This window comes from Chitinophaga sp. 10T418, assembly GCF_056394125.1.
In genome coordinates this window covers 88644-111157 of sequence record NZ_JBFTHG010000010.1, presented here as the reverse complement: position 1 = coordinate 111157, position 22514 = coordinate 88644, and the positions used below count along the sequence as shown (strand labels likewise).

The window sequence follows — 22514 nt, the reverse complement described above, 5'->3', positions numbered from 1 at the left end:
AAAAAAATATCTTAAAGGCGCACAAAAATAACATTTTGCAATTGTTTTCTAACTGTTATCTGATGAAATAACCTAAATTTTTAATTTCCATCAAACAAAGTAGCTAAAATTTTCAAAAAATATTACGCATGTTAAATAAAAATAATAAACGGTGGATCTTTATGAGCATGAGTTTAATAGCATCACAAGCAATGGGACAACAGCAAACAATCAGTTATCCAGATACAAAAAAGGTAGATACAGTAGACGATTATCATGGTACCAAGATAGCAGACCCTTACCGGTGGCTCGAAAACGATCACAGCGAAGAAACACAAGCCTGGGTTGCAGCACAGAACAAGGTTACACAGGACTATCTCTCAAAAATCCCTTTCCGCGCGGAAATCCGGAAACGACTGGAAGAACTCTGGAATTATCCGAAAAACGGAGCGCCAGTTAAACATGGTAATTATTATTACTATTTTAAGAATGATGGACTGCAAAACCAGGCCATCCTTTATCGCACTGCCACTTTAGGAGGCACCCCGGAAATTTTCCTCGATCCCAACAAGCTCTCTGCCGCCGGTACCACCGCACTGGGCAGCATCGCTTTCTCCAAAGACGGCAAACATGCAGCTTACCTGCTCGCCAAAGCGGGATCCGACTGGCAGGAAGGTTTTGTCATGGACGTGGAAACGAAACAACTTCTGTCCGACAAACTGGAATGGGTGAAATTCAGCGGCCTCGCCTGGAAAGGTGATGGCTTCTATTACAGCCGCTACGACAAACCGGACGAACAAAACAAACTATCCGGCAAAAACCAGTTCCAGAAAGTTTACTACCATAAATTAGGAGATACACAGGAAAAGGATGTATTAATATACAAAGACGATGAACATCCCCTGCGTAACGCCGCAGTACAGGTAACGGAAGATGAGCGTTTCCTCATCCTCAGCACCTCTGAAGGCACTTCCGGCCGGGAGCTTCGCTACCTGGATACACAAAATCCCACACAAAAGGATTTTGCCATGCTGGTAAAAGGTTTCGACTATGAACCGGGCGTAATAGATAATGATGGTGGTAAGCTGATGGTGCGCACTAATCACAATGCCCCTAATTATAAAGTAGTACTGATTGATCCGGCCAATCCGGCGGAAGCCAACTGGAAAACGATTGTACCTGAAAAGAAAGAAGCACTGCAAGGCGCCGGCACGGGCGGCGGCAATTTATTCCTTTCTTACCTGAAGGATGCTGCTACCAAAGTATATCAGTATGATTACAGCGGTAAACTGGTACATGAAGTAAAACTACCGGGTATTGGTACCGCTGGCGGATTTGGTGGTAAAGCAGCAGATAAGGAGTTCTTCTATACCTATACCTCTTTTGTTACACCACCTACGGTATATAAATATGATATCTCCACAGGCACTTCTACTTTATATGATAAAGCGGATGTGAAGTTCAATCCTGCCAGTTACGAAACCAAACAGGTATTCTTTAAAAGTGCAGACGGAGCCAATGTACCAATGTTCCTTTCTTACAAAAAAGGGATCCGGCTCAATGGCAGCAACCCGGTATTGATTTATGGATATGGTGGTTTCAATATCCCGCAAACACCGGGCTTCAGCGTATCTAACCTGTACTTTATGGAACAGGGCGGCATTTATGCCGTGGTAGGGCTGCGTGGTGGCAGTGAGTACGGTGAAGCATGGCATAAAGCCGGTATGCTTGATAAGAAGCAGAATGTATTCAATGATTTTATTGGGGCAGCGGAATACCTGATCAAAAGCAAATATACCAACCCTACAAAGATTGCGATCCGCGGCGGTTCAAATGGCGGGCTCCTGGTAGGCGCCTGTATGACGCAGCGTCCTGAACTGTTTAAAGTAACATTGCCGGCAGTAGGCGTCATGGATATGCTGCGTTTTCAGAAGTTCACTATCGGCTGGGCATGGGCAGTGGAGTATGGCAGCAGTGATCATGCAGATCAGTTTAAATACCTGCTGCAGTATTCACCACTGCATAACCTGAAACCGGGAACTGCTTATCCGGCTACGCTGATTACTACGGCAGATCACGATGATCGTGTAGTGCCTGCTCACTCCTTTAAGTTTGCAGCCACACTGCAGGCAGATAACGCAGGTCCTAATCCTGCCCTGATCCGTATTGATACACAGGCGGGACATGGTGCAGGTAAGCCTACTTCCAAATTGATTGATGAGGCAACAGATATCTGGGCATTTACGATGTATAACCTCGGGATGCATAAATAAAAGAAAGCAAAGGGCTTAAAGCAGAAAGCTATTGTAGCGGATGATTATAGCGGAAATAATTTCTTGCGGTATCATTCACTACAATAGCTTTTTGCTTTAAGCTTTCTGCTTTTTTCCTTATCTTTAGAAATAGCGTTTTGAATATGGCTTTATGAAGGTACTTATAACTGGTAGTAACGGATTATTGGGACAACATCTGATCCCGCTTTTTCTGCAAGATGGAAAATATGATGTGATAGCCACGGGCAGAGGCCCGAATCGTTTTCCCCTGCGGGATAACTATACCTATGAGGCAGTAAACCTCCGGGATGCCGGCAGTGTAAAGCAGCTGGTGGAAAAGCATCATCCGGATATTATTATCCATGGTGGTGCTATGTCGCAGGTAGATGATTGTGAGAAAAATAAGGATGCTTGCTGGGATACCAACGTAGGCGCTACGCGTTACCTGGTACATGCCGCAGAAAGTATCAACGCCTTCTTCATTTTCCTGTCTACTGATTTCGTATTCGATGGTTTACAGGGCCCCTACAGCGAAGATGCGACGGTTAATCCTATCAATTATTATGGTACCAGTAAAGTAGCTGCAGAGCGACTGATCATCAACAGCAAGCTGTCGCAGTGGGCAATTGTCCGTACAGTGCTGGTATATGGTGTAGTGGCAGATCCGCATCGCAACAACATGATTACCTGGGTGAAAAATAATTTACAGCAGGGTAAAAAAGTGAAAGTGGTGGATGATCAGTGGCGTACCCCTACACTCTGTCATGATCTGGCGCAGGGTTGTTTGTTGATTGCAGCTAAAAAAGCCACCGGCTTCTTTAATATCTCCGGTAATGAAATACTCACTCCTTATGATATGGCCATCAAAACGGCCGAATTCTTTAACCTGGATACCTCGCTGGTAGAAAAGATCAGTGCGAAAACATTGGCGCAACCTGCTGCCCGTCCTGCTAAAACAGGATTGCTGATAGATAAGGCGGCGAAGGAGCTGGGATACCAGCCCCGCACGTTTGCGGAGGGGCTGGAGATTGTGGCTGGAGAAATTAAAGTCTGACGACTAGTATTCCAGGTATACATTTTTTCCGAATACACTTCTGATGGTGTCGAGTCGCAGCGTTGTATCTGCAGGTAATACATGCAATTCAATCGCAGTGCGGAACAGACTATCTCTTTTGTAGATCACCAATGTTCTCTTCCAGGATGCCTGCTTTTTCTGTGCCAGCACTGCTGCACTACTATCTTTATATGTTTTCACAACAGCAAAATAAGTGTGTACTGCATTTGCAGCTGCCACTGAATCGGCTATTGCTACCTGTTTCAGTGAATCTATGGCTGCCTGTTTTGCAATGGAATCTGTATTAACCGAAGGGGCAGACTCAGATGCAGGAGTAGACACTCCGGAAATATACCACCAGGCAGCCAATCCTATTACAATGGCTGCAATAGGAATACCTGCCCACCACCATTTAAATCCGCTTTCTTCTGTCACCGCTTCCAGTGTATCTTCCACTTCTTCCGTCATGATAGGTTCCAGTGCCTGCTTTTGTTCAGGTGGAGGGGGAGGAGGTGGTGGCGTAAAAGAAGCAGGTTTAGTATCTGGACGCTCAATAGGTGTAATGTCTAATGTTGCTTTTTCTATGGGCAGCTCTTCCGCATGAAAATGGATGTTACCGGCAAAGTCGCCCTGCAACTGTCCAATACCCGGCAACACCAGCGGTGTACCTGATTTCAGCCCCTCTTTCAGTTCTTCCAGGTATTTTTCAAGCTTGCGTTGTGCTACAGCCGGCACCAGGTTTTCCTTCAGGGCAATCCATTCCACGCAGGAACCATCGTCCTGCCATTGCTGGGTAAAGATCACCTGCTCCCGTGGAGCAGTTAACGTTTGTGCCTGGGAGTTATAATGCGCCGGAAAATGTTGTACAGAAAAAGTTCCCAGCTGTGGTACTACACAAACCCGCTGTTTAAACAGCACTTCCTGGATATATTGTTCTAGCATCATGCTTTTAGCTGTTAGCTTTTAGTAAATGCAGCGGAGAGGAACGCAGGATATGGTGCTTTCTGCTGTTTTTGCTAAAAGGGAAGTTAAGAATTTGTCGGCACTTGGCCAGCTTTTAGCCATTAGCTTTTAGCAAATGCAGCGAAGAATATCAAATATTAATCTCCGCTGCATTTGCTAAAAGCTAAAAGCTAATGGCTAAAAGCTGATAAGAATGTCCGGTATCACCATCAGAACTTAATCAGTACTCCACCTACAATATTGAACCCATAAGTGGGGTACAGGTAGTAGCGCTGGTAGTGCGAATTGAAAATATTATTTGCGTTCACCCAGAGGCCGAAATTTTTGCTGATATCATAGGATGCGCCTGCATTCAGGTCCCATGCACCTTTGGTTTTATTGAAATCTTTGTTGGGAAGCAGGTAATAGCTGCCACTCAGTGCAAAGAGATCTGCATTGAGGTGTAATTTTTTAGCGATGGTATATTGTGCAAACAAATCGCCCTGGAATGCCGGCAGGTGCCATGGTTGTACTTCTGTTTCCTGTTTGTTATAATTATACCAGTCGAAGCTCACGCGTGCCTGGAATTTTTCTTCTTCAATATAACCTACTTCGGCGTGTACCTGGAAGGCACGCAGCATGGTTTCATTACGGGTGGTGAACTTCTTGGTATCGGCGCTATCGTTTACAAACAGCGGCATATTGTACCAGGTAACGGACGCGAATTTGGTGTTATAGTTAAAATGGCTGCCCAAAGTACCTTTGATACCAGTATATTTTTCTTCTACACGGGTATTCAACATTTCGCCGGGTAAGCCCGCGAGGAAAGGATTTTTGTTGGCCAGGTTACGATAGGAATTCTTTTCGAAATAAGATATCCATCCACTGCTCAGGATCAGTTTTTTGCGTACCAGGTGTGATTCATTCACGATGTCTGGCAATACATAAAATTTACTGTCGGTCCAGGTAGGATTTACGCCTACATGCAATACAAATCCGGGCTTGATGATATCTACCGCAGGATGAACAGCTACTATATTATTATTGATGGCGCGGTTGTTATCCTGTTTATAGGTAGACAGGTCAAATACACCTTCTACACCTACGTAGATATCTTCAAAAACCTGCTTACGTATAGGAGCTTTCAGCAGGAAGGTATTTTCAGTGCGTTTGTAGGAATCATTGAACAGAATGAACTTCACCTGGGGCTGAAAAGTAAATGCCCAGTCGTTCTGCGGCCGGTTTTGCATGCCTACGGTGGCTGTCAGCTGGTTAAAGGTTTGTTCTGTATCCTTCTTTTTATAATTGGCGGTATCATGACCATAACCATAATAATGAACAGTATTACGATCGTAGCCAATGCTTCCGTCAAATTTAAATTTGGGCAGCAGGTAAGTGCCGGCGGCCAGCACATTCAGGTTGCTGTAGATCTGATCTGAAATTTCCTTGCCCTGGGAACCGGTATAGTTTACATATAAACCGTAGTTATACATATCCTTTCTGCCGCTACCAAAGCCTGCCTGCACATAAGGTGTTTTTAAATTACCATAGCCCAGTTTCACGAAGTTGTTCTGCAGATAGGAGAGGGAGTCTTTCCCCAGCGCCAGTGGTTTCAGTGGCGTGGCCTGGTACATGAAGTTCAGGTTCAGCGCCGGTATCTGGTATTTGAGCGAAGGCCTGCTGGTATCAATTCCCGGCAAAGTAGCCGTGAGATTGAGTTTGTAGGCATCGCGCAGTTTAGGCTGATTGGTGGAAATGATGTCGATCGTTTCCTGTTTCAGCGGTTCCTGAGCGAAGGTCTTTTGTGAAGACAGCAGTCCGGCCGCGCTCAGTGCGGTGATGATGAAAGTACGTTTGTTATATATTGTTTGAATGTTCATGCTTTGTTGCGCTTAAATGTCAAAATTCTAACATCCGGAATGAATGTTATTTCTTCGGTTTTTTACCTGCTGCTTTTTCTTCTGCTTCTGCTTTGGCCAGTTTATCTTTTGCTTCCTGTTTCAGTTCAGGGATAGAGCTGTTGGTCACGATACTCTGGTAAGTAGCTTTTGCATTGAAATAGTCCTGTTGACGGGTATATACATCACCCAGCAGAATATATGATTTAGCCACCCAGAATTCGTAGGAGGGGGTATTTTTAATCACATCAAAACCTGCTTTTTCAGCGGCGTCCAGTTCATTCTGTTGCAGGTAGCAGTCCGCAATACTGTAGCGGGCTTCAGCGCCTGTTTCAGATTTTGTCATGCCGGCCACTGTTTTGAATTCAGCCAGCGCAGCTGCATAATCTTTTGCCTGTTGCAGTGCTTTACCACGATAGAAATGAGCGATAATCTGGTCATCGGTGCTGATATTAGCGGCAGCCAGTAACATTTCGGCGTAGTTGGTCACTTCATCCCAGCGTTTCAGCTGATAGTTGCTACGGAGTAATCCCCTGGTGGCAGAAAGACTGTTTTCTTTGCTGGTGGCCAGGTCCTGCAGTTGCAGGTAATAGGTCCGTGACTTTTCATAATTTTTTTGCTGGTAGAAGTTGATATTAGCCGCCTGCAATGCAGATCTTTCTGCATACAAACTGTTGTTACGGGATAATACAAATTCATAAGCTGGCAGTGCTGCCGTATAGTCTTTATTGTTATATGCGCATTCTGCTTTATAGAAGTAAGCCGGTAAGATAAACTGACCGTTTGGATATTTCTGGATGTAGTTATTGAATCCGTTGGTAGCGCCTGCACAGTCGTTGCTGGTGAACCTGGATTCTGCTGCTGCATAGGTGAGGGAGTCTTCCGCAGTAGCCGTTACCGTTCTGCCGCTGGCCTTCAGGAAGGCGAGGTAGTCATCGGTTTTGCCCTGGCTTACATAAATAGACTTCATACTTTGCAGTGCTTCGTTGGCTTCAGGCGAGCCCGGGAATTTTTCCACTACCTGGCGGTAATAGGACAATGCTTTGCTGTCGTTGTCTTTGTTATAATAGCTTAGTCCCAGTTTGAGCAATGCCCTTGGTGCGTTAGGACCGTTAGGCTGCTTTTGTAATACATTTTCCAGGAAAGGAATGGCTTCTGTATATTTTTCTTCTGAGAGATAAGTATTGGCGATTTCGATATCTGTTTCGTTATTGAAACCGGAGGTGGGGAACTTATTACCCAGTTGTTTGAGCAGTGCCAGTTTCTCTGCTTGTTTTCCCTGCAATCCAAGGATGACCGCTTTCTGATAGGTCGCGTAGTCGGCGCCTGGTTCGTTGCTGTTGATGATGCGGTCGTACAGTGACAGTGCTTTAGGGAACTGACGCAGCATATAGTAGCAGTCGGCGCTGCGGAGGGCCGCATCGGTAGCAATGCGTTGTGCATTGGGGCCGCTGGTTTTTTGTGCGGTTTCGAAATAAGGCAGTGCTTCTGTGTATTTGTTCTGTTTCAGGAGACTGTACCCCAGGTTATAGCTGGCTGTTTGTGCGTTGGCTTCACCGGAAACAGGCGCTGTGGTATTCAGATAGGCGTTCAGGTTAGTGATAGCCTGGTCGTTTTTATTCTGACGGAGGGCAATTTCTGCTTTCCAGAAATGAGCCAGTTGTTTGATCTGCGGATCGTATGGGTTGCTGATGGCGATGTCCAGCAGGCGGTCGGCTTCTGCCAGCTGCTGATCATTGATCAGCTGTGTGGCGCGGCCATAGGCTACTTTCTGGTAAGCTTTCAGTACTGTAGGGTTTTTATCCGTAATCATTTCAATCGTAGCTAAACCATCTTTGTAGTTGTTGCTGTTCATGAAAAGGTTCACCAGTATTTCCCGGGCTTCTTTGTTATAGGAAGACTGTGGGTATGTTTTTACAAATTGTGTCAGTTCATTGAGTGCGGCATCCGGGTAGCCCAGTTCATAGGATAATTTACCGTAGTTGAAGCGGGAAATTTCCTGTTGCTGTGCATTGGAGCTGTTATTGGCGCAGAAGGCAAAAGCGTTGCGGGCATTGGCTTTCTGACCGGTACGCAGGTAGCAGTCGCCCAGCAGGTACATAGAGTTTTGTCCCAGTGAGTCTTTTGAGCTGCTCAGTTGTTTGAAGCCGGTAATCGCTTTACTGAGGTTATTGGTTTGGTAGTAGGCGTATGATAACTGGTAGATATCTTCATTTCTCACTTCATCTGCATTGTTCTGGAAGTCCTGCAGGTAAGGGAGTGCTTTCTGGTAGTTCTTTTTTTCGAAGTAAGCTTTACCCAGCAGTTGTTTCAGTTCAGCTTCGTAATATTGACCGCCTTTTTGCAGCAGGGGTTCTGTATAGGCAATCAGTTGGTCTGTTTTACCCTGGAAGTAATAAATTTCAGCGATGTAGTAAGGTACTACGTTGCTGTATTTAGGCTCGTTCACTACTTTCTGGAAGCTGTTGAGGGCTTCTCCGTACTGGTGATTGTAGTAGGCGATGAAACCATAGTAGTAGTTGGCAGGCAGACTGTATTTGCCGGGTACTTCCTTAATAGAGGAAAACAGTGGCTGTGCTTTTTTGAAGTCTTTCAGGTTAAAGTAGCAATAGGCCAGTTCGAATTTTGCTTCTGCAATTTCTGCATTGGACAGGTTTTCGATATTGGCTTTCTCATAGAGGGGAATGGCCTCTTTGAGTTTATTCTGGCGGAAATAATATTTTGCCAGCTGGTAGCTGACGAGTTCTTCACGGGCGTTGTTATTGGCCAGTTTCAGAAATCTCAGCGCCTCTTTTTCTGCATTGTCCTGTTGCAGTTTGAGTGCGCAGATGGTATAATAGTAGAACGCATCTGTTTTTACCAGGTCGCGGTTCGTTTCATGGAAATAATCGATGTTATCAATTGTTTGCTTGAAAAGCTGCATGGATACCGCATATTTTTCCTGCTGGAAATATTGCTGGGCATCCTTGAATACTTTTTCCGGGTCTGTATATACGCGTGTTTGCTGTGCCTGTGCTGAAGGCATACCTGCCAAACCTGCGCCTGCAAAAGCCAGGAGCGATAAGTACAGATGTCCGGGAATAAAAACTTTTCTTATGAATTGCATGCTATAGCTGTTATTTCTTGAATATGCGTTTAAAACGAATCCCGGGAGGAAATATTTTCCAGCCGGGGAAGTACTCTGCGATGGCCTGACCTGATAGGCAGTTTCTTATGTCTATGCTTCTGAAGCGCTTAGTGCGAAACGAATCAGGTGGTATCAGCAAATATAAAAGTTATATCTTTTCTTTTCCGATTGCGTTTCCAACAATGTGGATAACTCCGGAAGCAAGGCAAAGTCTATTCATTTATCTTGCGAAAAATAATTTTTAGTACAAAAACCTTACCTACTATGAGAAAACTGTTCTCAACCGGTTACACAAATGGCGCCGTAAGTTTTTCTATGCTGGTACTCCGACTGGTATTCGGAGGGATGATATTGATGCACGGCTGGCCCAAGCTGATCAATTTTACTGCCAAAATGAATTCTTTCCCGGATCCATTGGGGGTAGGTCACAAAATTTCTTTGGGTATGACCGTATTTGCAGAGGTGTTTTGTGCGGTATTGCTGATCATGGGACTGTTGACCAGACTGGCTTCTATCCCATTGGTGATCTGTATGAGTGTGATTATTTTTATGATCCAGGCCCACAAGCCCCTTGATGAAAAAGAATTGCCTGTTTTTTTCCTGGCAGCCTTTGTAACATTGTTGTTTACGGGGCCGGGTAAATTTTCGATCGATGGTGCCCTGGGCAAATAAAATTTTCAAGTAAACGTTTTGGGTATAAAATAGCGAGGAACCATGTTTATCAGTACAACAACGATCAGGGTGCGTTATGGTGAAACAGACCAGATGGGATATCTTTATTATGGCAATTATGGGCTGTATTATGAGGTAGGAAGGGCAGAAGCCATCCGGGAGCTGGGTTTCACCTATAAGGAGCTGGAAGATCAGGGTGTTATCATGCCCGTAGCAGAATTGAACGTAAAATACCTGCGGCCGGCATATTATGATGACCTTATAACGGTAAAGACTACACTCCGGGAGTTGCCGAAGAGTTCTAAGATACAGTTTCACAGTGAGTTGTATAACGAGAAGAATGAATTGCTGAATGTGGGCGTGACCACATTGGTATTCATTGATGTGAATACAAAGCAGAAAGCCGGTTTGCCGGAAGAACTGAAGAAGAGATTAGAACCGTTTTTTACCAGCTTTTAGCTATTAGCAGTTAGCTGTTAGCAAATGCAGCGAAGATTAACATAATGCTATCTCCGCTGCATTTGCTAACAGCTAACTGCTAATAGCTAAAAGCTTAAATCTCGTATATGGATAAAATCACAACCAGCATTATTACTATCGGGGATGAACTGCTGATAGGACAAACGATAGATACCAATTCTGCCTGGATAGCGCAGCAATTGAATGCAATGGGGATATGGGTCCACCGGCGTGTAGCCATTGGCGATGTGAAGGAAGATATCCTGGAAGCGTTGGCCCGTGAGTCAGCTGTTTCTGATATTGTATTAATTACCGGAGGGTTAGGGCCTACGGCAGATGATATCACCAAGCCCACGCTTTGTGAGTATTTTAATACCAGGCTGGTTCAAAATGAAGCCGCCCTCGAAAATGTGCTGCATATTTTTGAAAGCAGGGGATTGGCTTTGCTGCAGCGTAATCTTGATCAGAGCATGGTACCGGAATCGGCTACCGTGATTGACAATAAAAGGGGAACTGCACCGGGAATGTGGTTTGAGAAAAACGGGAAGATCTATGTATCTATGCCCGGTGTGCCGCATGAAATGCAGGGAATCATGGAGGATTACGTGTTACCACAATTGGGAAAGCATTTTGATACCCCTGCAGTAATACATCAGACACTGATTACTTCCGGTATGGGAGAATCATTTGTTGCGGAGCGGCTGACGGCTTTCGAAGCCAAACTGCCGGCACATGTAAAGCTGGCGTATCTGCCCAGTTACAGCTTACTCAAATTGAGGCTCACTGCATTTGGGAAGGATAAATTATCGGTAGCAGCAGAGGTGAGTATCCTGTTTCATGAGCTGAAGGATTTAGTGGCGGATATAGTGGTCACCGACCAGGATATGACGATGGGAGAGGTATTGGGACAATTATTAAAGGAAAGGGGTAAAACTGTAGCAACGGCAGAAAGTTGCACCGGTGGACTGATAGCCAGCTGGATTACAGCTATTCCTGGCAGCTCTGCTTATTTTAAGGGGAGTGTGGTGGCGTATGCCTATGAGACCAAAGAGCAGGTGTTGGGCGTAAAGCCGGAAACGTTACAAACACAAGGTGCTGTAAGTGAAGCGGTAGTGAAAGAAATGGTGGCTGGTGCGTTATCGGTGCTGGACACCGACTATGCTATTGCGGTATCCGGCATTATGGGACCTGATGGTGGTACCCCGGAAAAACCGGTAGGTACAGTATGGGTTGCAGTAGGAAATAAAGACACAATTAATACAGTAAAGTTTCAGCTGCGGTATGACCGGGAACGGAATACCCAGATGACCGCGGTTTACGCTATGAATGAGTTGCGCAAACTCATTCTGCAATAGGGATATTGAGCCATTTTGAATTGCTACAATTCCCTTATTTTTGTTGCGCACTAAAGCAAAAATCAATCTTATGGCCATTGTAGAATTGGTAATGCCAAAAATGGGGGAAAGCATCATGGAAGCCACCATCTTGCGTTGGCATAAAAAGGCGGGCGATCACGTAAAAGTAGATGAAACCGTACTTGAAATTGCCACTGACAAAGTGGATAGCGAAGTACCTTCTATCGCGGAAGGAGAGATCACGGAAGTGCTCTTTAATGAAAATGATGTAGTGGCAGTAGGTACTGTCATAGCCCGTATTAATACCAATGCCGATGCAGCGGCGGCTACTGCACCTGTAACACCTGCAGCTCCTGCGGCTGTTTCCGAGCCGAGATTTACATCGGCGCCGGTACATACACCTGCTGTTGAAACCGCCGTTTCGGCTGGTGGTGCTAAATTTTATTCTCCGCTGGTATTGACCATTGCACAACAGGAAGGTGTCAGCTTTGCTGACCTGGAAAAGATTCCGGGCTCCGGCAACGATGGCCGCGTTACTAAAAAAGACATCTTACAATACGTGGCAGACCGCCGCGACGGGAAAGTGGTAGCGGATGTAACGCCGGAACCAGTATCTTCTGCGGTATCCCGTCAGCCGGTAGTTACCAATACCACCGTTGCATCGCCTACCTACAGTGGCAACGTGGAAATCGTGGAAATGGATCGTATGCGTAAGCTGATTGCCAATCACATGGTGATGAGCAAACAAACCAGTCCGCATGTGACCAGCTTCGCTGAAGCCGATGTAACCAACCTGGTGAAATGGCGTGACCGGATGAAAGGTGATTTCGAAAAGCGCGAAGGAGAGAAGCTTACTTTTACGCCCCTGTTTATAGAGGCTATTGTGAAGTGCATCAAGCGTTTCCCGCTGATCAACTGCTCCCTGGACGGTGATAAAATTATTATCAAGAAAGATATCAATATAGGAATGGCTGCGGCTTTACCAAGTGGTAACCTGATCGTTCCTGTGATCAAAAATGCAGACCAACTGAACCTGGTAGGCCTCACCAAGCAGGTAAACCACCTGGCTAATTCTGCCCGTCAGAATAAGCTGAAGCCGGAAGATACACAGAGCGGTACTTTTACTATGACCAACGTAGGCACTTTTGGTAGCCTGATGGGTACACCTATCATCAACCAGCCACAGGTAGCCATCCTGGCGGTAGGTGCTATCAAGAAACGTCCGATGGTAATAGAAACTGCGGAGGGAGATACGATCGGTATCAGGCATATGATGTACCTGTCTATGTCTTATGATCACCGTATTGTAGACGGCTCCCTGGGTGCTACTTTMCTGAGTGCAGTAGCCCAGGAGCTGGAACATTTTGATCCAAAGAGAGGAATTTGAGTAGCTTTTAGCCGTTAGCTTTTAGCTTTTAGCTTTTAGCAAAATGCAGCGGAGAACATAGTAATATGTTTATCTCCGCTGCATTTTGCTAAAAGCTAAAAGCTAACGGCTAAAAGCTATAAAAGTAAAAAGGCGCTCGTTAGAGCGCCTTTTCCAGTTCCTTTGTGCCGAATAAAGGGGATTATTAATAACGACGGTCGCGGGAACCATATCCTCCGCCGCCACGGTTATTACCACCGCCACCTTTGAAATTATTATTCGGTTGTTTAGGTCTTGCTTCGTTTACCATCAATTGCTTACCTTCGATTTCGCTGCCGTTCAAACTATCCATAGCCTTTGCTCCTTCTTCTTGATTAGGCATTTCCACAAAGCCAAAACCACGTGAGCGGCCAGTTTCGTGGTCTTTGATAACCTTAGCGGAGGTAACCTCTCCAAAATCGCTGAAAATCTGATGGAGATCCTCATCGTTCAACCTATAGTGCAGGTTGGCTACGTAAATGTTCATGATAACTGAAATTAAAAAAATGAAAAATAATATACTGAAGTTATGAAAATTACGCTAATAAAAAAGTCAGCTTTAAAATATTTTTGTTATTACCCTCTTTTTTACTACCATATTACTATGTTAGATCCTTTGTAGTGTGAAGTTTGACAGGCGTAGAAATATTATTTAAAATACTGCTCTATTAACAAAAAACGCTCCTTTTTGCGGTTTTTTTTTCGTAAATTCAGTACATGATCCATTAAATTTAATTGCTATGGGAGCGTTAAGCGAAACCTGGTTTGCTGATGGTTATATTGACTTTGAGCTGAAGAAATATACCCTATTGGCCTATTTACAGGACATCAATCATTACTTCACACAAAGCAAGCTGTACCCCCAGTTATCCGACATTATTTTTCATTACAACAACCTGGTAGCCTTTCGGGACAACAAGCAGTTTTTACAACAGCAGTTTCCCAAACGACTCACGGCCATTAATCTGCAAAAGCTGGAGCTCTTATATGAACAGCTGATTGCAGACGATGAGTTGATGGAGGAGTTGGAAACGATCATTCAGTATTCCCTGCCTCAGCTAAATAACACTATTAAAGAAGGAGCAGAGATTTACGAGTATGTAGCGGACAACCTGAGCATTTTCCCGGTAGGACTTGTTCCGCTTGAAACAGCGGAAGGTTACCTGCTGCTTTGCGATGGACGTTGCAGTCATACGCTGGTGTACACTTACCGGCTCACCATCTTCGAACGGCACGATGAAAAGTTCCGGGGTATTCACACACAGTATGTGCAGGAATACAAAAAGGACTTTGTGCATACCATCGGGCATATTAAAGCAATGCTGATCAGGGAGCGGAACAGCTTACCCAACCCTGCGGTGTATTGCGCGGAAACACCCCTGGTAGTACCGGTAGATGAAACGTTGTTACCTGTTGCAAAAAGAAGCCTGGTAAAGTACATTGCCGAACAGGCGGCGTAGGGAGCAGGCTGACGGCCTACTTCAGTTCAGGCAGCTTTGTTTCGCCATCGTATTGTATTTCCAGGGTATGGTCTTTTAGAAATGGTGCATAATACTGCTCCATTACTTTCTTTATTTTCTCTTTGGACTGCTGAATATACAGCGCGTTATTTTCCAGTTGAGCGCGGGAAGTCTGGTACAGCTTTTTTTGTACATCAGTATAGGTTTCATCATCCTGGGACAGCAGCCAGCCTTTGCGGTTGGAGGTTTCCATCCTGTCCATTTTCAGCTCATAGCTGAGCAGGTGGGGAGCCGGCAGGTGGATAATGATCTTTTTATCTGTGAGCTGTACTTTAAACAGCTTGTCGTCTATGTTAACTCCGAATTTGGCCTGGTAGGGAATCGTTACCCATACGGTATTTTCCAGGAAAGTTTTCTTCAGGTTATCGGTCCAGTCGCCGTTGTTTTCGATATTACTTCTTTTAATGCTGGCAGATCCCTGTACATCCAGGCTGGCCAGTTCCGCAATTTCCTTTACAATAGTGCTGTTGGATATTACCTGCTGACTCACGTTGGTACTGCCAAAACGTTTGCCCAGCCAGAATATCAGGACGGCTAATAAAACCAGTATAACGAGGTAGAAGATTTTTTTCATACCTGTAAATTAATAAAAAGTTGGCAGCTCACAGCGAGTAGCCGTGGCCGTTACGGCGGGAGAGGAACCGGTATGGTAAATTCCGGGAGGCAGGTTACCATTTGAGATGATAACCTGCTGTTATAGACGAAGGTTATTTGTTATAGCTGTTGGTGTTACCTGGTGAGACTATCTATCAATGCGGCATGCTCCGGGTAGGCGGCCTGCAGGGGCGCTTTTTCTGCCAGTTCAAAGTCTGCGAAATCAAAGCCTGGCGCCACGGTGCAGCCGGCGAGGGCATAACCTCCGGGGACTTCCACGCGGGAGGCAAACCAGTTACCTGCGGAGATGATGACCTGTAGGTTTTCGCCATTAGCGATATCACGTCCTAGTTTGTGCACCAGGAGTTGACCACCCGGAGCTATTTCGTAAATAGTGAGGGTATGCCCATCATAAAAATGCCAGATTTCATCCGCCGCAATACGATGGAATGCAGAGAATTCTCCTTCTTCCAGTAAAAAATAAATGCAGGTAGATGCATTGCGGTTACCGGTCATGCCCGCCGGCAAAGTAGTCATATCCAGTACCCATTCAGAACGGTAGGTTTCACGGAATGCACCACCTTCCACGTGAGATTGCAGTTTCAGTTGTTCACGCCAATGCGCTGCAGAATATTGCATAGATGCCTGTGTTATAATAGTAAGTTAAACAAAAAGTATGGTTACTGCTCTTTTTTCGTGTATACGTCCGGGTTGTGACGCTGCATAAATTTTTCCGGGTTAGGAACGTCTGTATAACCAAACTGCCGGTATAATCCATGAGCATCCAATGTAACCAGCAGCATGCGTCTTAATCCCTGCAGGTTGGGATGGGCTGAAATGGTTTGCATCAGGAATTTGGACAGTCCTTTACCGCGGTAGGGTTCCAGTATATATACATCTCCCAGGTAGCCGAAGGTAGCACCGTCAGTAATGACCCTGGCAAAACCTATCTGTTTGTTTTCGTGAAATACGCCAAAGCATAAAGATCCTGTTACGGATTTTTGAACGATATCGAAAGGTATGTTTTGTGCCCAGTAAGATTCTTTGGACAGGTAGTCGTGAATGGCGTTCAGGTCAAGCCGCGTTTTATCTGAGGAGATATAGTATTCCCCTTGATGTACGTCAATGGTTTCCATATTCAGTTAGCATTAAGCTCACTAAAATAAGGTAATATTTTTATTCCGGAAATATTAACTGGCTACTGCTACCTGGTGCGGGCCTGTAACCGGCATATGTGCAATAGTAGCGGCTGCAGCGGGTGCAAAGTAAGAAGGTGTTTCGTGATTAAATAACAGGTAATCCTGTATAAACATCGCCTGATTATAATAAGCAGTAGCGGTAATAGGTGTTTGCCATTCCGGTAAATTTAACTGCCGCAGGGAGCTTAGTGCTGTTTTATACCGGATCATCCTCGCAAACAACTGAGGTGGAATACCTACTACGGTGCTGAATATACGTTCCAGGGTGGGCCGGGAAAGTCCATATCGGGAGGAGAGTTCAGGTACTTCCACATTGCCCTGCATAATCAGCATGTAGTCTACCATATCATCCACAGCGTTCAGGTTATCTGCCTGTGCTGTTAATGCTTGCAGACAAGCGTTATCCAGTAAGGTTTCTATCTGTTTTGGTTCCTGAATATGATGTAAGTTATTGAGCAGTTCCTCCCATAGTGGTTGCGCTGTAGCTGCCAGGTTACGGTAATAGTTGGTGAAGCCGGCCGCATCGAGTCCCAGCAGGCGATGGCACCCGTAAGCATTTAATTGTACCACGGCAACTTTTACCGGTCCCTGCACCTGTAACTGACAGGCACAGGTAAGATGTCCCAGCACCGAAGTGGCAGGTAAGGCAAATGCTCTGTGGTTCAGTGGTTTAATGTCCGCTTTCCCTTCCAGGATGAATACCATGTACTGATCGCCAAGAGCAAACAGGTTTTGTGGCAACTGAATTGTTCCCCGGGTATTATCTTCCCAGAAATAATATTGCTTTACAAAAGGACGTAATGCATCCGCAGGATGATAGATATGGAAGTTCATAGGTACAATAATGTGGTGTTAAGGGATATCGCTATCGCTGCAAATTCACACCATACGCTAAAGTGGCGATGTTATTGTAAATATATGTTAAATATTTTATATTATGAAAAATATATTTGAGGGGGGAAGAAGCCATGACCCCCCTATTCTAATTTTTTTAATAGATCTTTTGCAGGGACCTCTATAGGGTTGCCCTTTCCATCAGACACCACCAGTGTTCCATCTCTAGCAGCAGTGGTTTCAACAAGTTTGGGCATGGCTATTTTTAGGCCGCGCATTACTTTTTCGGATAAGATTCTAAGCTCCTGTTCTTTGCTATCCATACGTTTTATATTGTTATTGATTACTTCAAAGATTTAGAATCCATCTGTCATGTTGGTTATCCAAACTTTAAACTTTTTGTATTAACGAAAAGCTATAACCCACTATGGCAGCGGTTTGTAGCCTGATTATAAATATGATAATTTAACTATTACCCTCTCTCCCTATACAAATAAAAAACGCTACAAACCCCTCTCTCAGGCGCTTGTAGCGTTTTTTAACGATCATGATTTTACTGTTGCAGATCCCAACCCCAGTTAATTCCCTTCTCTGTTGCAGGTACACCGCTTTCCAGCCATTGCGGTGCTGGCGCGCCTTTCAGGAAGTGATCAAAGAACTGTTGTTCTCTGCGTTGAATATCTTTACGGTTTTGACGTTGTATCAGGTTATGTGCTTCGTTGTTATAGTTCAGCAACCAAACGGGCTTGCCTAAACGCCGTAAGCCAGTGAACATTTCAATGCCCTGGTACCAGGGAACTGCGCCGTCTGCATCGTTAGACATAATCGCCACCGGCGTAGTAACGCGGGGCAGGTTAAAGAGCGGAGAGTTTTCTATGTAGAGCTCTGGCTTTTCCCATAAGGTAGCGCCGATGCGGCTTTGTGAGTGTTCGTACTGGAACTGCCTGTTCATACCACTTTCCCAGCGAATACCACCATAGGCGCTGGTCATGTTGGCCACCGGAGCGCCTGCCCATGCTGCCTTAAACAGGTTGGTTTGCGTGATCAGGTAAGCTACCTGGTAGCCGCCCCAGCTCTGTCCCTGTATACCCATATTTTTGCCGTCTGCCCAGGGCTTTTTAGCCAGGTCTTCTGCTGCGCTCACAATATAATCGTAGGCGCTTTTGCCCGGGTAGCCGTTTTCATAGCTGATGTCCGGTGCAAATACGAGGTAGCCGCGGCTTACAAAGAACGAAATGTTCAGCCGGGATGGGGTAGGCGAAGGGGCCTGATAGCTATATAAACCATCTGTTAATTTCTCATAGAAATAGAAGATAACAGGATACTGTTTTGCAGCATCAAAATTTTCCGGTTTATAGAGAATACCTTCTGCTGGTTTACCGCTGAAAGTAGTCCACTTGTACAAGGAAGCAGTGCCCCAGTTATAGTCCTGTTGTTGAGGATTGGTATGACTGATCCGGGTTGCCTGCGCAATATTATCTCCTGTAAATATATCGGGTGATAATTCATAACTGCTCTTCGTGAGTGTGTATATTTTGGCGTCTTTAGCCTGCTGTAAATCTGTATAGGAATAGGGGCCTAACACAATTTGCCTGGCTGCTTTTATTTTACCGTTTTTACCTGGCAATTCCTGTTGGTAGAAGCCATTATATTTGGTGCTGTCCTGGAATGCAGTCAGCATCAGGCTTTGGCCGGGTGTGAAATATTTTTCTTCCGGATTGAGGCGGAGGTAACGGAAGCGTATTTTTTCTTTGCGACCAATACCTTGTGTAAGATTTACCGGTGGCTTTTTACCGGAAGGATCTGTTTCCCAGATATCGTAGCGATCGTAGATATACACCGATGCATCGTTTGCCAGCCATCCTGCTATGCCGTATGCCTCAGGCACATCCGGATGATCATCTTCTTCATCATATACTTTGGTAGGAATGCTTTTGCTGATATTTACAACAGCACCGGTAGCGTTATCGTAGCTAAACCACTGTCTGTTTACCAGGTCGTACCAGATGATATATTTTCCGTTGGGAGAGATATAAAAGTTACCGTCCAGTTTTTCTTTGATCTTTTTTCTCGTGCCATCATTTACGTTTACGAGGTAAGCGGTTTTGAGGGTGCGGCCTACCCATTGCATGGGTACGCGATCTCCTTTATCCGTATAGCCGAGTGCGTTAGTACTGTTTCCTTCTGCTGTGGTGATCACGGTTTCCAGGTCTTTATCACCTAGTTGTACGATCCGGTTGGCACCGGGGTAATACACGGCAGCGTAGCTTCTCTTCAGTTCTTTATCTGCATTTTTTAATTGCATGGGCTGCAGATAGTCATCTTTATAATTCCAGATATCCACTTTGGCCACTTCAAAATCTACCAGGTTGGTATCTTTCACGGGCAGTATGGGGGCGGTACCAAAGAAGAGACGTTGACCGTCTTTGCTGAAGTATATCGTGCTGTTGGCGCTGATGGTCCAGTTAGCAGGGATGCCGCTGCTGTTTTTGCCGGCTGCTTCCCGGGCGCTGTCCTGGCCTTGTTTAAAGTAATAGAGTTTATAGAATTGTTGTAAAGCTTTTTCTCCATCAGGTGTACCAAAATAGGCGGCCTGTTCTCCTTTTTCATCGAAAGCAAATTGTTTGTAGTCGGTGTTGCCTCTGCTGAGGGTATCTGCTTTACGATTGGCGGTATGCCACAGGAGCACGCCGTTGCGGGAGAGGGAATCTTTTTTCTCTGCAGCTATTTCTACCAGCAGTTGATTACCTGGTTTGCTGAAAGTATATTCCTTTACATTTTTTATGGAGTCCTGTTTGCCGGAGAGCAATTGCCGGATCACGAGGGTACCGCTTTCAGTGGTGCTGCCGGCGACTTTATCATCATCGGCACGGTCTGTGTCGGCGATGGCTTTGGCTGCCTTATTACCTTTTGCTTTGGCGGTGTCGGCGGCTGGTTTTTCCAGCAGGTATGCCAGTAAGCCGCTACCTTTTTCCGGTGTTTTAAAAGATTTTACTGCAGGAAATTTCTGGATATCCGGTTGTCCGAGGGCGATGATGGCCAGGGAATCTTTGGGCATTTCAGCCGGTTTCTTTTTTTTGATCTTCGCTTCGCGGGTATCTTTAAAAAGCGGTTTAATGCTGCATATCACGTAGCGGGAATCTTCTGTAATCACCGGGTTGCTGCCACGCGGAATGGTGGTGGTCTGACCTGTTTTGCGGTCATAGATCAGCAGGTTGGCATCACCTTCCTGAACGAGTACTGCATACACCACCCACTGTCCGTTGTTACTGATCAGTTTAGTGCCAATGCTTTGCCAGCTGTCGTATACACTGTGATCCAGCGGTTTTTTTGCAGGTTGTTGCGCATAGGTAAAAAGGGCAGATCCCAGGAGGGATATCCCTAAAAAAACTTTTCTCATAGCTGCTAATGTAATAATTAAATGGCTTTTAGCCCAACGGAGTGGAGCAGCGGTAAGTGCTTTTTTATAAGTGGTTTAATGTGTGGTGGTTTTGCCTTTTACCACGCGGAGCATCTGTAATCCTACCGATAGCATAATACAGGCCAGGCCTGCATAGAAGGCGTTGTTCAGGAACTTATTTTCATGAAAGAGTACAAAGGCCATTACAATGCTGTACACCGGTTCCAGGTTAAAGCAGAGGTTTACCGTAAAAGGTGAAATCTTTTTCAGCGCATTCATGCTCAGCAAATACATGAGTACCGTACAAAACCAGGCCAGCACCAGGAGATAGAGCAGGTCCATGGATGATGGCAACACGGAGGCTACCGGGAAACTATAGATATAAAAAGGCATGCCGATGGTCAATATTACCAGGCCGGCCGACAGTTCATAAAAAGTGATGGTAGAGGTATCGAATCGTTTGATCAGGCGTTTGTTAAATACAGTAAATAATGCCGCAAACATGGCGGAAATAATGCCCAGGATAATACCGGTACGGTACTGGGTATCGAAATGGAAAATGAGCAGAATACCGAGCAGGGTGAGCATGCTGAGGAGCATTTCTGCTACATCGAAACGGCGTCTGTTGATCAGTGGATCAAAGATGGCGGTGAACAGGCTGGTCATAGAAAAGCAGATCACGCCGATAGATACGTTGGAGTATTTGATGCTGCCGTAAAAGAAGAGCCAGTGCAGCATTACTATTACACCGGTGCTGCCGATGGGTAAAATATCTTTCCAGGGAAGTTTTTTAAAAGTGCCCTGGATACGGAATAAAATATATAGGGTAACAGCCGTAATCAATAACCGGTACCACACTAACAGCCCTTCGTTCAGGGAGATCAGCTTACCCAGGATCCCGGTAAAACCAGCCAGAAATACGGAGAGATGTAGCTGGAGAAATGCTTTTTTCATGAACCCACTTAATGTATTTAGGGATTTCTTCATTTGAAAAAAATGAAAAAATCCCTAAACAGTAATTTTATGTATAGTAATTAATTCTTCACTCTTACTGCATAATTCCGGAAAAGGCTTTGCCATTGTATTTTAAGAACGCCGAGAACGCCTTCTTTTACGATGCCTTTGCTCATTTTGGAATATCCTTCTTTTCTGTCTTTAAAGGTGATGGCAACTTCTTTGATTTTGAAGCCGAGCTTCCACGCCGTAAATTTCATTTCAATCTGGAAGGCGTATCCTACAAACTGTATCTGGTCCAGGTTAATGGCTTCCAGTACCGTATTGCGGTAGCATACAAATCCAGCTGTCGGGTCTCTTACGGGCATCCAGGTGATCATACCTACATAGATGGAGGCGCCGTAAGACAATACAGCGCGGTCCCATGGCCAGTTTTCGGTTTTGCCGCCTTTTACGTAGCGGGAGCCAACAGATACATCTGCTCCGTCTTTGGCACAGGCATCATAGAGGCGTACCAGGTCTTTGGGATTGTGGGAGAAATCCGCATCCATTTCAAAAATGTACTGGTATCCTCTGGCCAATGCCCATTTGAATCCGTGGATATAAGCTGTCCCCAGACCTTGTTTGCCGGATCTTTCTTCCAGGAATAATTCGTTGGGATGTTGCTGTTGTAATGATTTTACAATAGCGCCGGTACCGTCAGGTGATCCGTCATCCACGATGAGGACATGAAAATTCTCCTGTAGGGAAAATACAGCGTCAATGATGTTACGGATATTATCCTTTTCATTGTACGTAGGAATGATGACAAGCTTTTCCAATTCAGCAGATGATATTTTTGGACTGCGA

At 45.2% G+C, this 22514-nt stretch carries 19 protein-coding genes; 7 read left to right on the top strand and 12 right to left on the bottom strand.

The genetic code is table 11. The features are described from left to right. The first annotated feature begins 161 nt into the window (after window positions 1–161). Window positions 162–2252: a prolyl oligopeptidase family serine peptidase gene (locus tag AC1DCV_RS25905; RefSeq protein ID WP_477025895.1), complete on the top strand. Its 2091-nt coding sequence runs from the start codon at window positions 162–164 to the stop codon at window positions 2250–2252. 151 nt (window positions 2253–2403) lie between these two features. Beyond that, complete coding sequence (locus AC1DCV_RS25900; protein WP_477025894.1) at window positions 2404–3306, top strand: SDR family oxidoreductase; 903 nt, start codon at window positions 2404–2406, stop codon at window positions 3304–3306. Window positions 3307–3309: 3 nt separating this feature from the next. Here AC1DCV_RS25900 and AC1DCV_RS25895 read toward each other — a convergent pair whose 3' ends face one another. The 3 genes from AC1DCV_RS25895 to AC1DCV_RS25885 all read right to left on the bottom strand — a co-directional run bounded on the left by AC1DCV_RS25895 (window position 3310) and on the right by AC1DCV_RS25885 (window position 9252). Further along, the gene (locus AC1DCV_RS25895; protein WP_477025893.1) at window positions 3310–4251 is read right to left on the bottom strand and encodes an HU domain-containing protein; all 942 of its coding nucleotides are present in this window, start codon (window positions 4249–4251) and stop codon (window positions 3310–3312) included. 227 nt (window positions 4252–4478) lie between these two features. Next, the gene (locus AC1DCV_RS25890; protein ID WP_477025892.1) at window positions 4479–6128 is read right to left on the bottom strand and encodes a hypothetical protein; all 1650 of its coding nucleotides are present in this window, start codon (window positions 6126–6128) and stop codon (window positions 4479–4481) included. Between the two features lie 46 nt (window positions 6129–6174). Then, on the bottom strand, window positions 6175–9252 hold the full coding sequence (locus AC1DCV_RS25885) for a tetratricopeptide repeat protein (protein WP_477025891.1): 3078 nt from the start codon (window positions 9250–9252) through the stop codon (window positions 6175–6177). Between the two features lie 285 nt (window positions 9253–9537). On the opposite strand from AC1DCV_RS25885, the gene AC1DCV_RS25880 reads away from it, so the two are divergent. From AC1DCV_RS25880 to AC1DCV_RS25865, 4 genes are all read left to right on the top strand, one after another. Beyond that, window positions 9538–9945 carry a DoxX family protein gene (locus AC1DCV_RS25880; RefSeq protein WP_441574599.1) on the top strand — a complete coding sequence of 136 codons (408 nt, stop codon included), beginning with the start codon at window positions 9538–9540 and terminating at the stop codon, window positions 9943–9945. A 42-nt stretch (window positions 9946–9987) separates the two neighbouring features. Then, window positions 9988–10404 carry an acyl-CoA thioesterase gene (locus tag AC1DCV_RS25875; protein ID WP_477025890.1) on the top strand — a complete coding sequence of 139 codons (417 nt, stop codon included), beginning with the start codon at window positions 9988–9990 and terminating at the stop codon, window positions 10402–10404. A gap of 107 nt (window positions 10405–10511) precedes the next feature. After that, window positions 10512–11759 carry a CinA family nicotinamide mononucleotide deamidase-related protein gene (locus AC1DCV_RS25870; RefSeq protein ID WP_477025889.1) on the top strand — a complete coding sequence of 416 codons (1248 nt, stop codon included), beginning with the start codon at window positions 10512–10514 and terminating at the stop codon, window positions 11757–11759. 70 nt (window positions 11760–11829) lie between these two features. Beyond that, on the top strand, window positions 11830–13146 hold the full coding sequence (locus AC1DCV_RS25865) for a dihydrolipoamide acetyltransferase family protein (protein ID WP_477025888.1): 1317 nt from the start codon (window positions 11830–11832) through the stop codon (window positions 13144–13146). A 184-nt stretch (window positions 13147–13330) separates the two neighbouring features. Here AC1DCV_RS25865 and AC1DCV_RS25860 read toward each other — a convergent pair whose 3' ends face one another. Then, window positions 13331–13651, bottom strand: a complete 321-nt coding sequence (locus AC1DCV_RS25860) for an RNA recognition motif domain-containing protein (RefSeq protein ID WP_079468754.1) — start codon at window positions 13649–13651, stop codon at window positions 13331–13333. A 253-nt stretch (window positions 13652–13904) separates the two neighbouring features. Here AC1DCV_RS25860 and AC1DCV_RS25855 point away from each other — a divergent pair, with 253 nt between their 5' ends. Then, window positions 13905–14624 (top strand): hypothetical protein, encoded by a 720-nt coding sequence (locus tag AC1DCV_RS25855; RefSeq protein ID WP_441574595.1) that lies wholly within the window; start codon window positions 13905–13907, stop codon window positions 14622–14624. Window positions 14625–14640: 16 nt separating this feature from the next. Here the strand turns inward: AC1DCV_RS25855 and AC1DCV_RS25850 are convergent, their stop codons facing one another. From AC1DCV_RS25850 to AC1DCV_RS25815, 8 genes are all read right to left on the bottom strand, one after another. Continuing rightward, complete coding sequence (locus AC1DCV_RS25850) at window positions 14641–15258, bottom strand: DUF4230 domain-containing protein (RefSeq protein WP_477025887.1); 618 nt, start codon at window positions 15256–15258, stop codon at window positions 14641–14643. A 155-nt stretch (window positions 15259–15413) separates the two neighbouring features. Beyond that, the gene (locus tag AC1DCV_RS25845) at window positions 15414–15917 is read right to left on the bottom strand and encodes a cupin domain-containing protein (RefSeq protein ID WP_477025886.1); all 504 of its coding nucleotides are present in this window, start codon (window positions 15915–15917) and stop codon (window positions 15414–15416) included. A gap of 41 nt (window positions 15918–15958) precedes the next feature. Continuing rightward, window positions 15959–16414, bottom strand: coding sequence for a GNAT family N-acetyltransferase (locus AC1DCV_RS25840; protein ID WP_477025885.1), 456 nt, complete (start codon window positions 16412–16414; stop codon window positions 15959–15961). A gap of 54 nt (window positions 16415–16468) precedes the next feature. After that, window positions 16469–17311, bottom strand: coding sequence for a DUF6597 domain-containing transcriptional factor (locus tag AC1DCV_RS25835; protein ID WP_477025884.1), 843 nt, complete (start codon window positions 17309–17311; stop codon window positions 16469–16471). A gap of 143 nt (window positions 17312–17454) precedes the next feature. Continuing rightward, entirely contained in the window at window positions 17455–17634 is a 180-nt protein-coding gene (locus AC1DCV_RS25830) for a hypothetical protein (RefSeq protein ID WP_477025883.1), read from the bottom strand. A gap of 230 nt (window positions 17635–17864) precedes the next feature. Further along, window positions 17865–20711, bottom strand: a complete 2847-nt coding sequence (locus tag AC1DCV_RS25825; protein WP_477025882.1) for an alpha/beta hydrolase family protein — start codon at window positions 20709–20711, stop codon at window positions 17865–17867. A gap of 75 nt (window positions 20712–20786) precedes the next feature. Next, window positions 20787–21665: a DMT family transporter gene (locus tag AC1DCV_RS25820; RefSeq protein WP_477025881.1), complete on the bottom strand. Its 879-nt coding sequence runs from the start codon at window positions 21663–21665 to the stop codon at window positions 20787–20789. 80 nt (window positions 21666–21745) lie between these two features. Beyond that, entirely contained in the window at window positions 21746–22486 is a 741-nt protein-coding gene (locus AC1DCV_RS25815) for a polyprenol monophosphomannose synthase (RefSeq protein WP_477025880.1), read from the bottom strand. Window positions 22487–22514 lie beyond the last annotated feature (28 nt).

Bases quoted from the DNA above. Each gene is read 5' to 3' on its own strand.
- AC1DCV_RS25905 (WP_477025895.1), top strand. From the start codon at position 162: ATGAGCATGAGTTTAATAGCATCACAAGCAATGGGACAACAGCAAACA.
- AC1DCV_RS25900 (WP_477025894.1), top strand. From the start codon at position 2,404: ATGAAGGTACTTATAACTGGTAGTAACGGATTATTGGGACAACATCTG.
- AC1DCV_RS25895 (WP_477025893.1), bottom strand. From the start codon at position 4,251: ATGATGCTAGAACAATATATCCAGGAAGTGCTGTTTAAACAGCGGGTT.
- AC1DCV_RS25890 (WP_477025892.1), bottom strand. From the start codon at position 6,128: ATGAACATTCAAACAATATATAACAAACGTACTTTCATCATCACCGCA.
- AC1DCV_RS25885 (WP_477025891.1), bottom strand. From the start codon at position 9,252: ATGCAATTCATAAGAAAAGTTTTTATTCCCGGACATCTGTACTTATCG.
- AC1DCV_RS25880 (WP_441574599.1), top strand. From the start codon at position 9,538: ATGAGAAAACTGTTCTCAACCGGTTACACAAATGGCGCCGTAAGTTTT.
- AC1DCV_RS25875 (WP_477025890.1), top strand. From the start codon at position 9,988: ATGTTTATCAGTACAACAACGATCAGGGTGCGTTATGGTGAAACAGAC.
- AC1DCV_RS25870 (WP_477025889.1), top strand. From the start codon at position 10,512: ATGGATAAAATCACAACCAGCATTATTACTATCGGGGATGAACTGCTG.
- AC1DCV_RS25860 (WP_079468754.1), bottom strand. From the start codon at position 13,651: ATGAACATTTACGTAGCCAACCTGCACTATAGGTTGAACGATGAGGAT.
- AC1DCV_RS25855 (WP_441574595.1), top strand. From the start codon at position 13,905: ATGGGAGCGTTAAGCGAAACCTGGTTTGCTGATGGTTATATTGACTTT.
- AC1DCV_RS25850 (WP_477025887.1), bottom strand. From the start codon at position 15,258: ATGAAAAAAATCTTCTACCTCGTTATACTGGTTTTATTAGCCGTCCTG.
- AC1DCV_RS25845 (WP_477025886.1), bottom strand. From the start codon at position 15,917: ATGCAATATTCTGCAGCGCATTGGCGTGAACAACTGAAACTGCAATCT.
- AC1DCV_RS25840 (WP_477025885.1), bottom strand. From the start codon at position 16,414: ATGGAAACCATTGACGTACATCAAGGGGAATACTATATCTCCTCAGAT.
- AC1DCV_RS25835 (WP_477025884.1), bottom strand. From the start codon at position 17,311: ATGAACTTCCATATCTATCATCCTGCGGATGCATTACGTCCTTTTGTA.
- AC1DCV_RS25830 (WP_477025883.1), bottom strand. From the start codon at position 17,634: ATGGATAGCAAAGAACAGGAGCTTAGAATCTTATCCGAAAAAGTAATG.
- AC1DCV_RS25825 (WP_477025882.1), bottom strand. From the start codon at position 20,711: ATGAGAAAAGTTTTTTTAGGGATATCCCTCCTGGGATCTGCCCTTTTT.
- AC1DCV_RS25820 (WP_477025881.1), bottom strand. From the start codon at position 21,665: ATGAAAAAAGCATTTCTCCAGCTACATCTCTCCGTATTTCTGGCTGGT.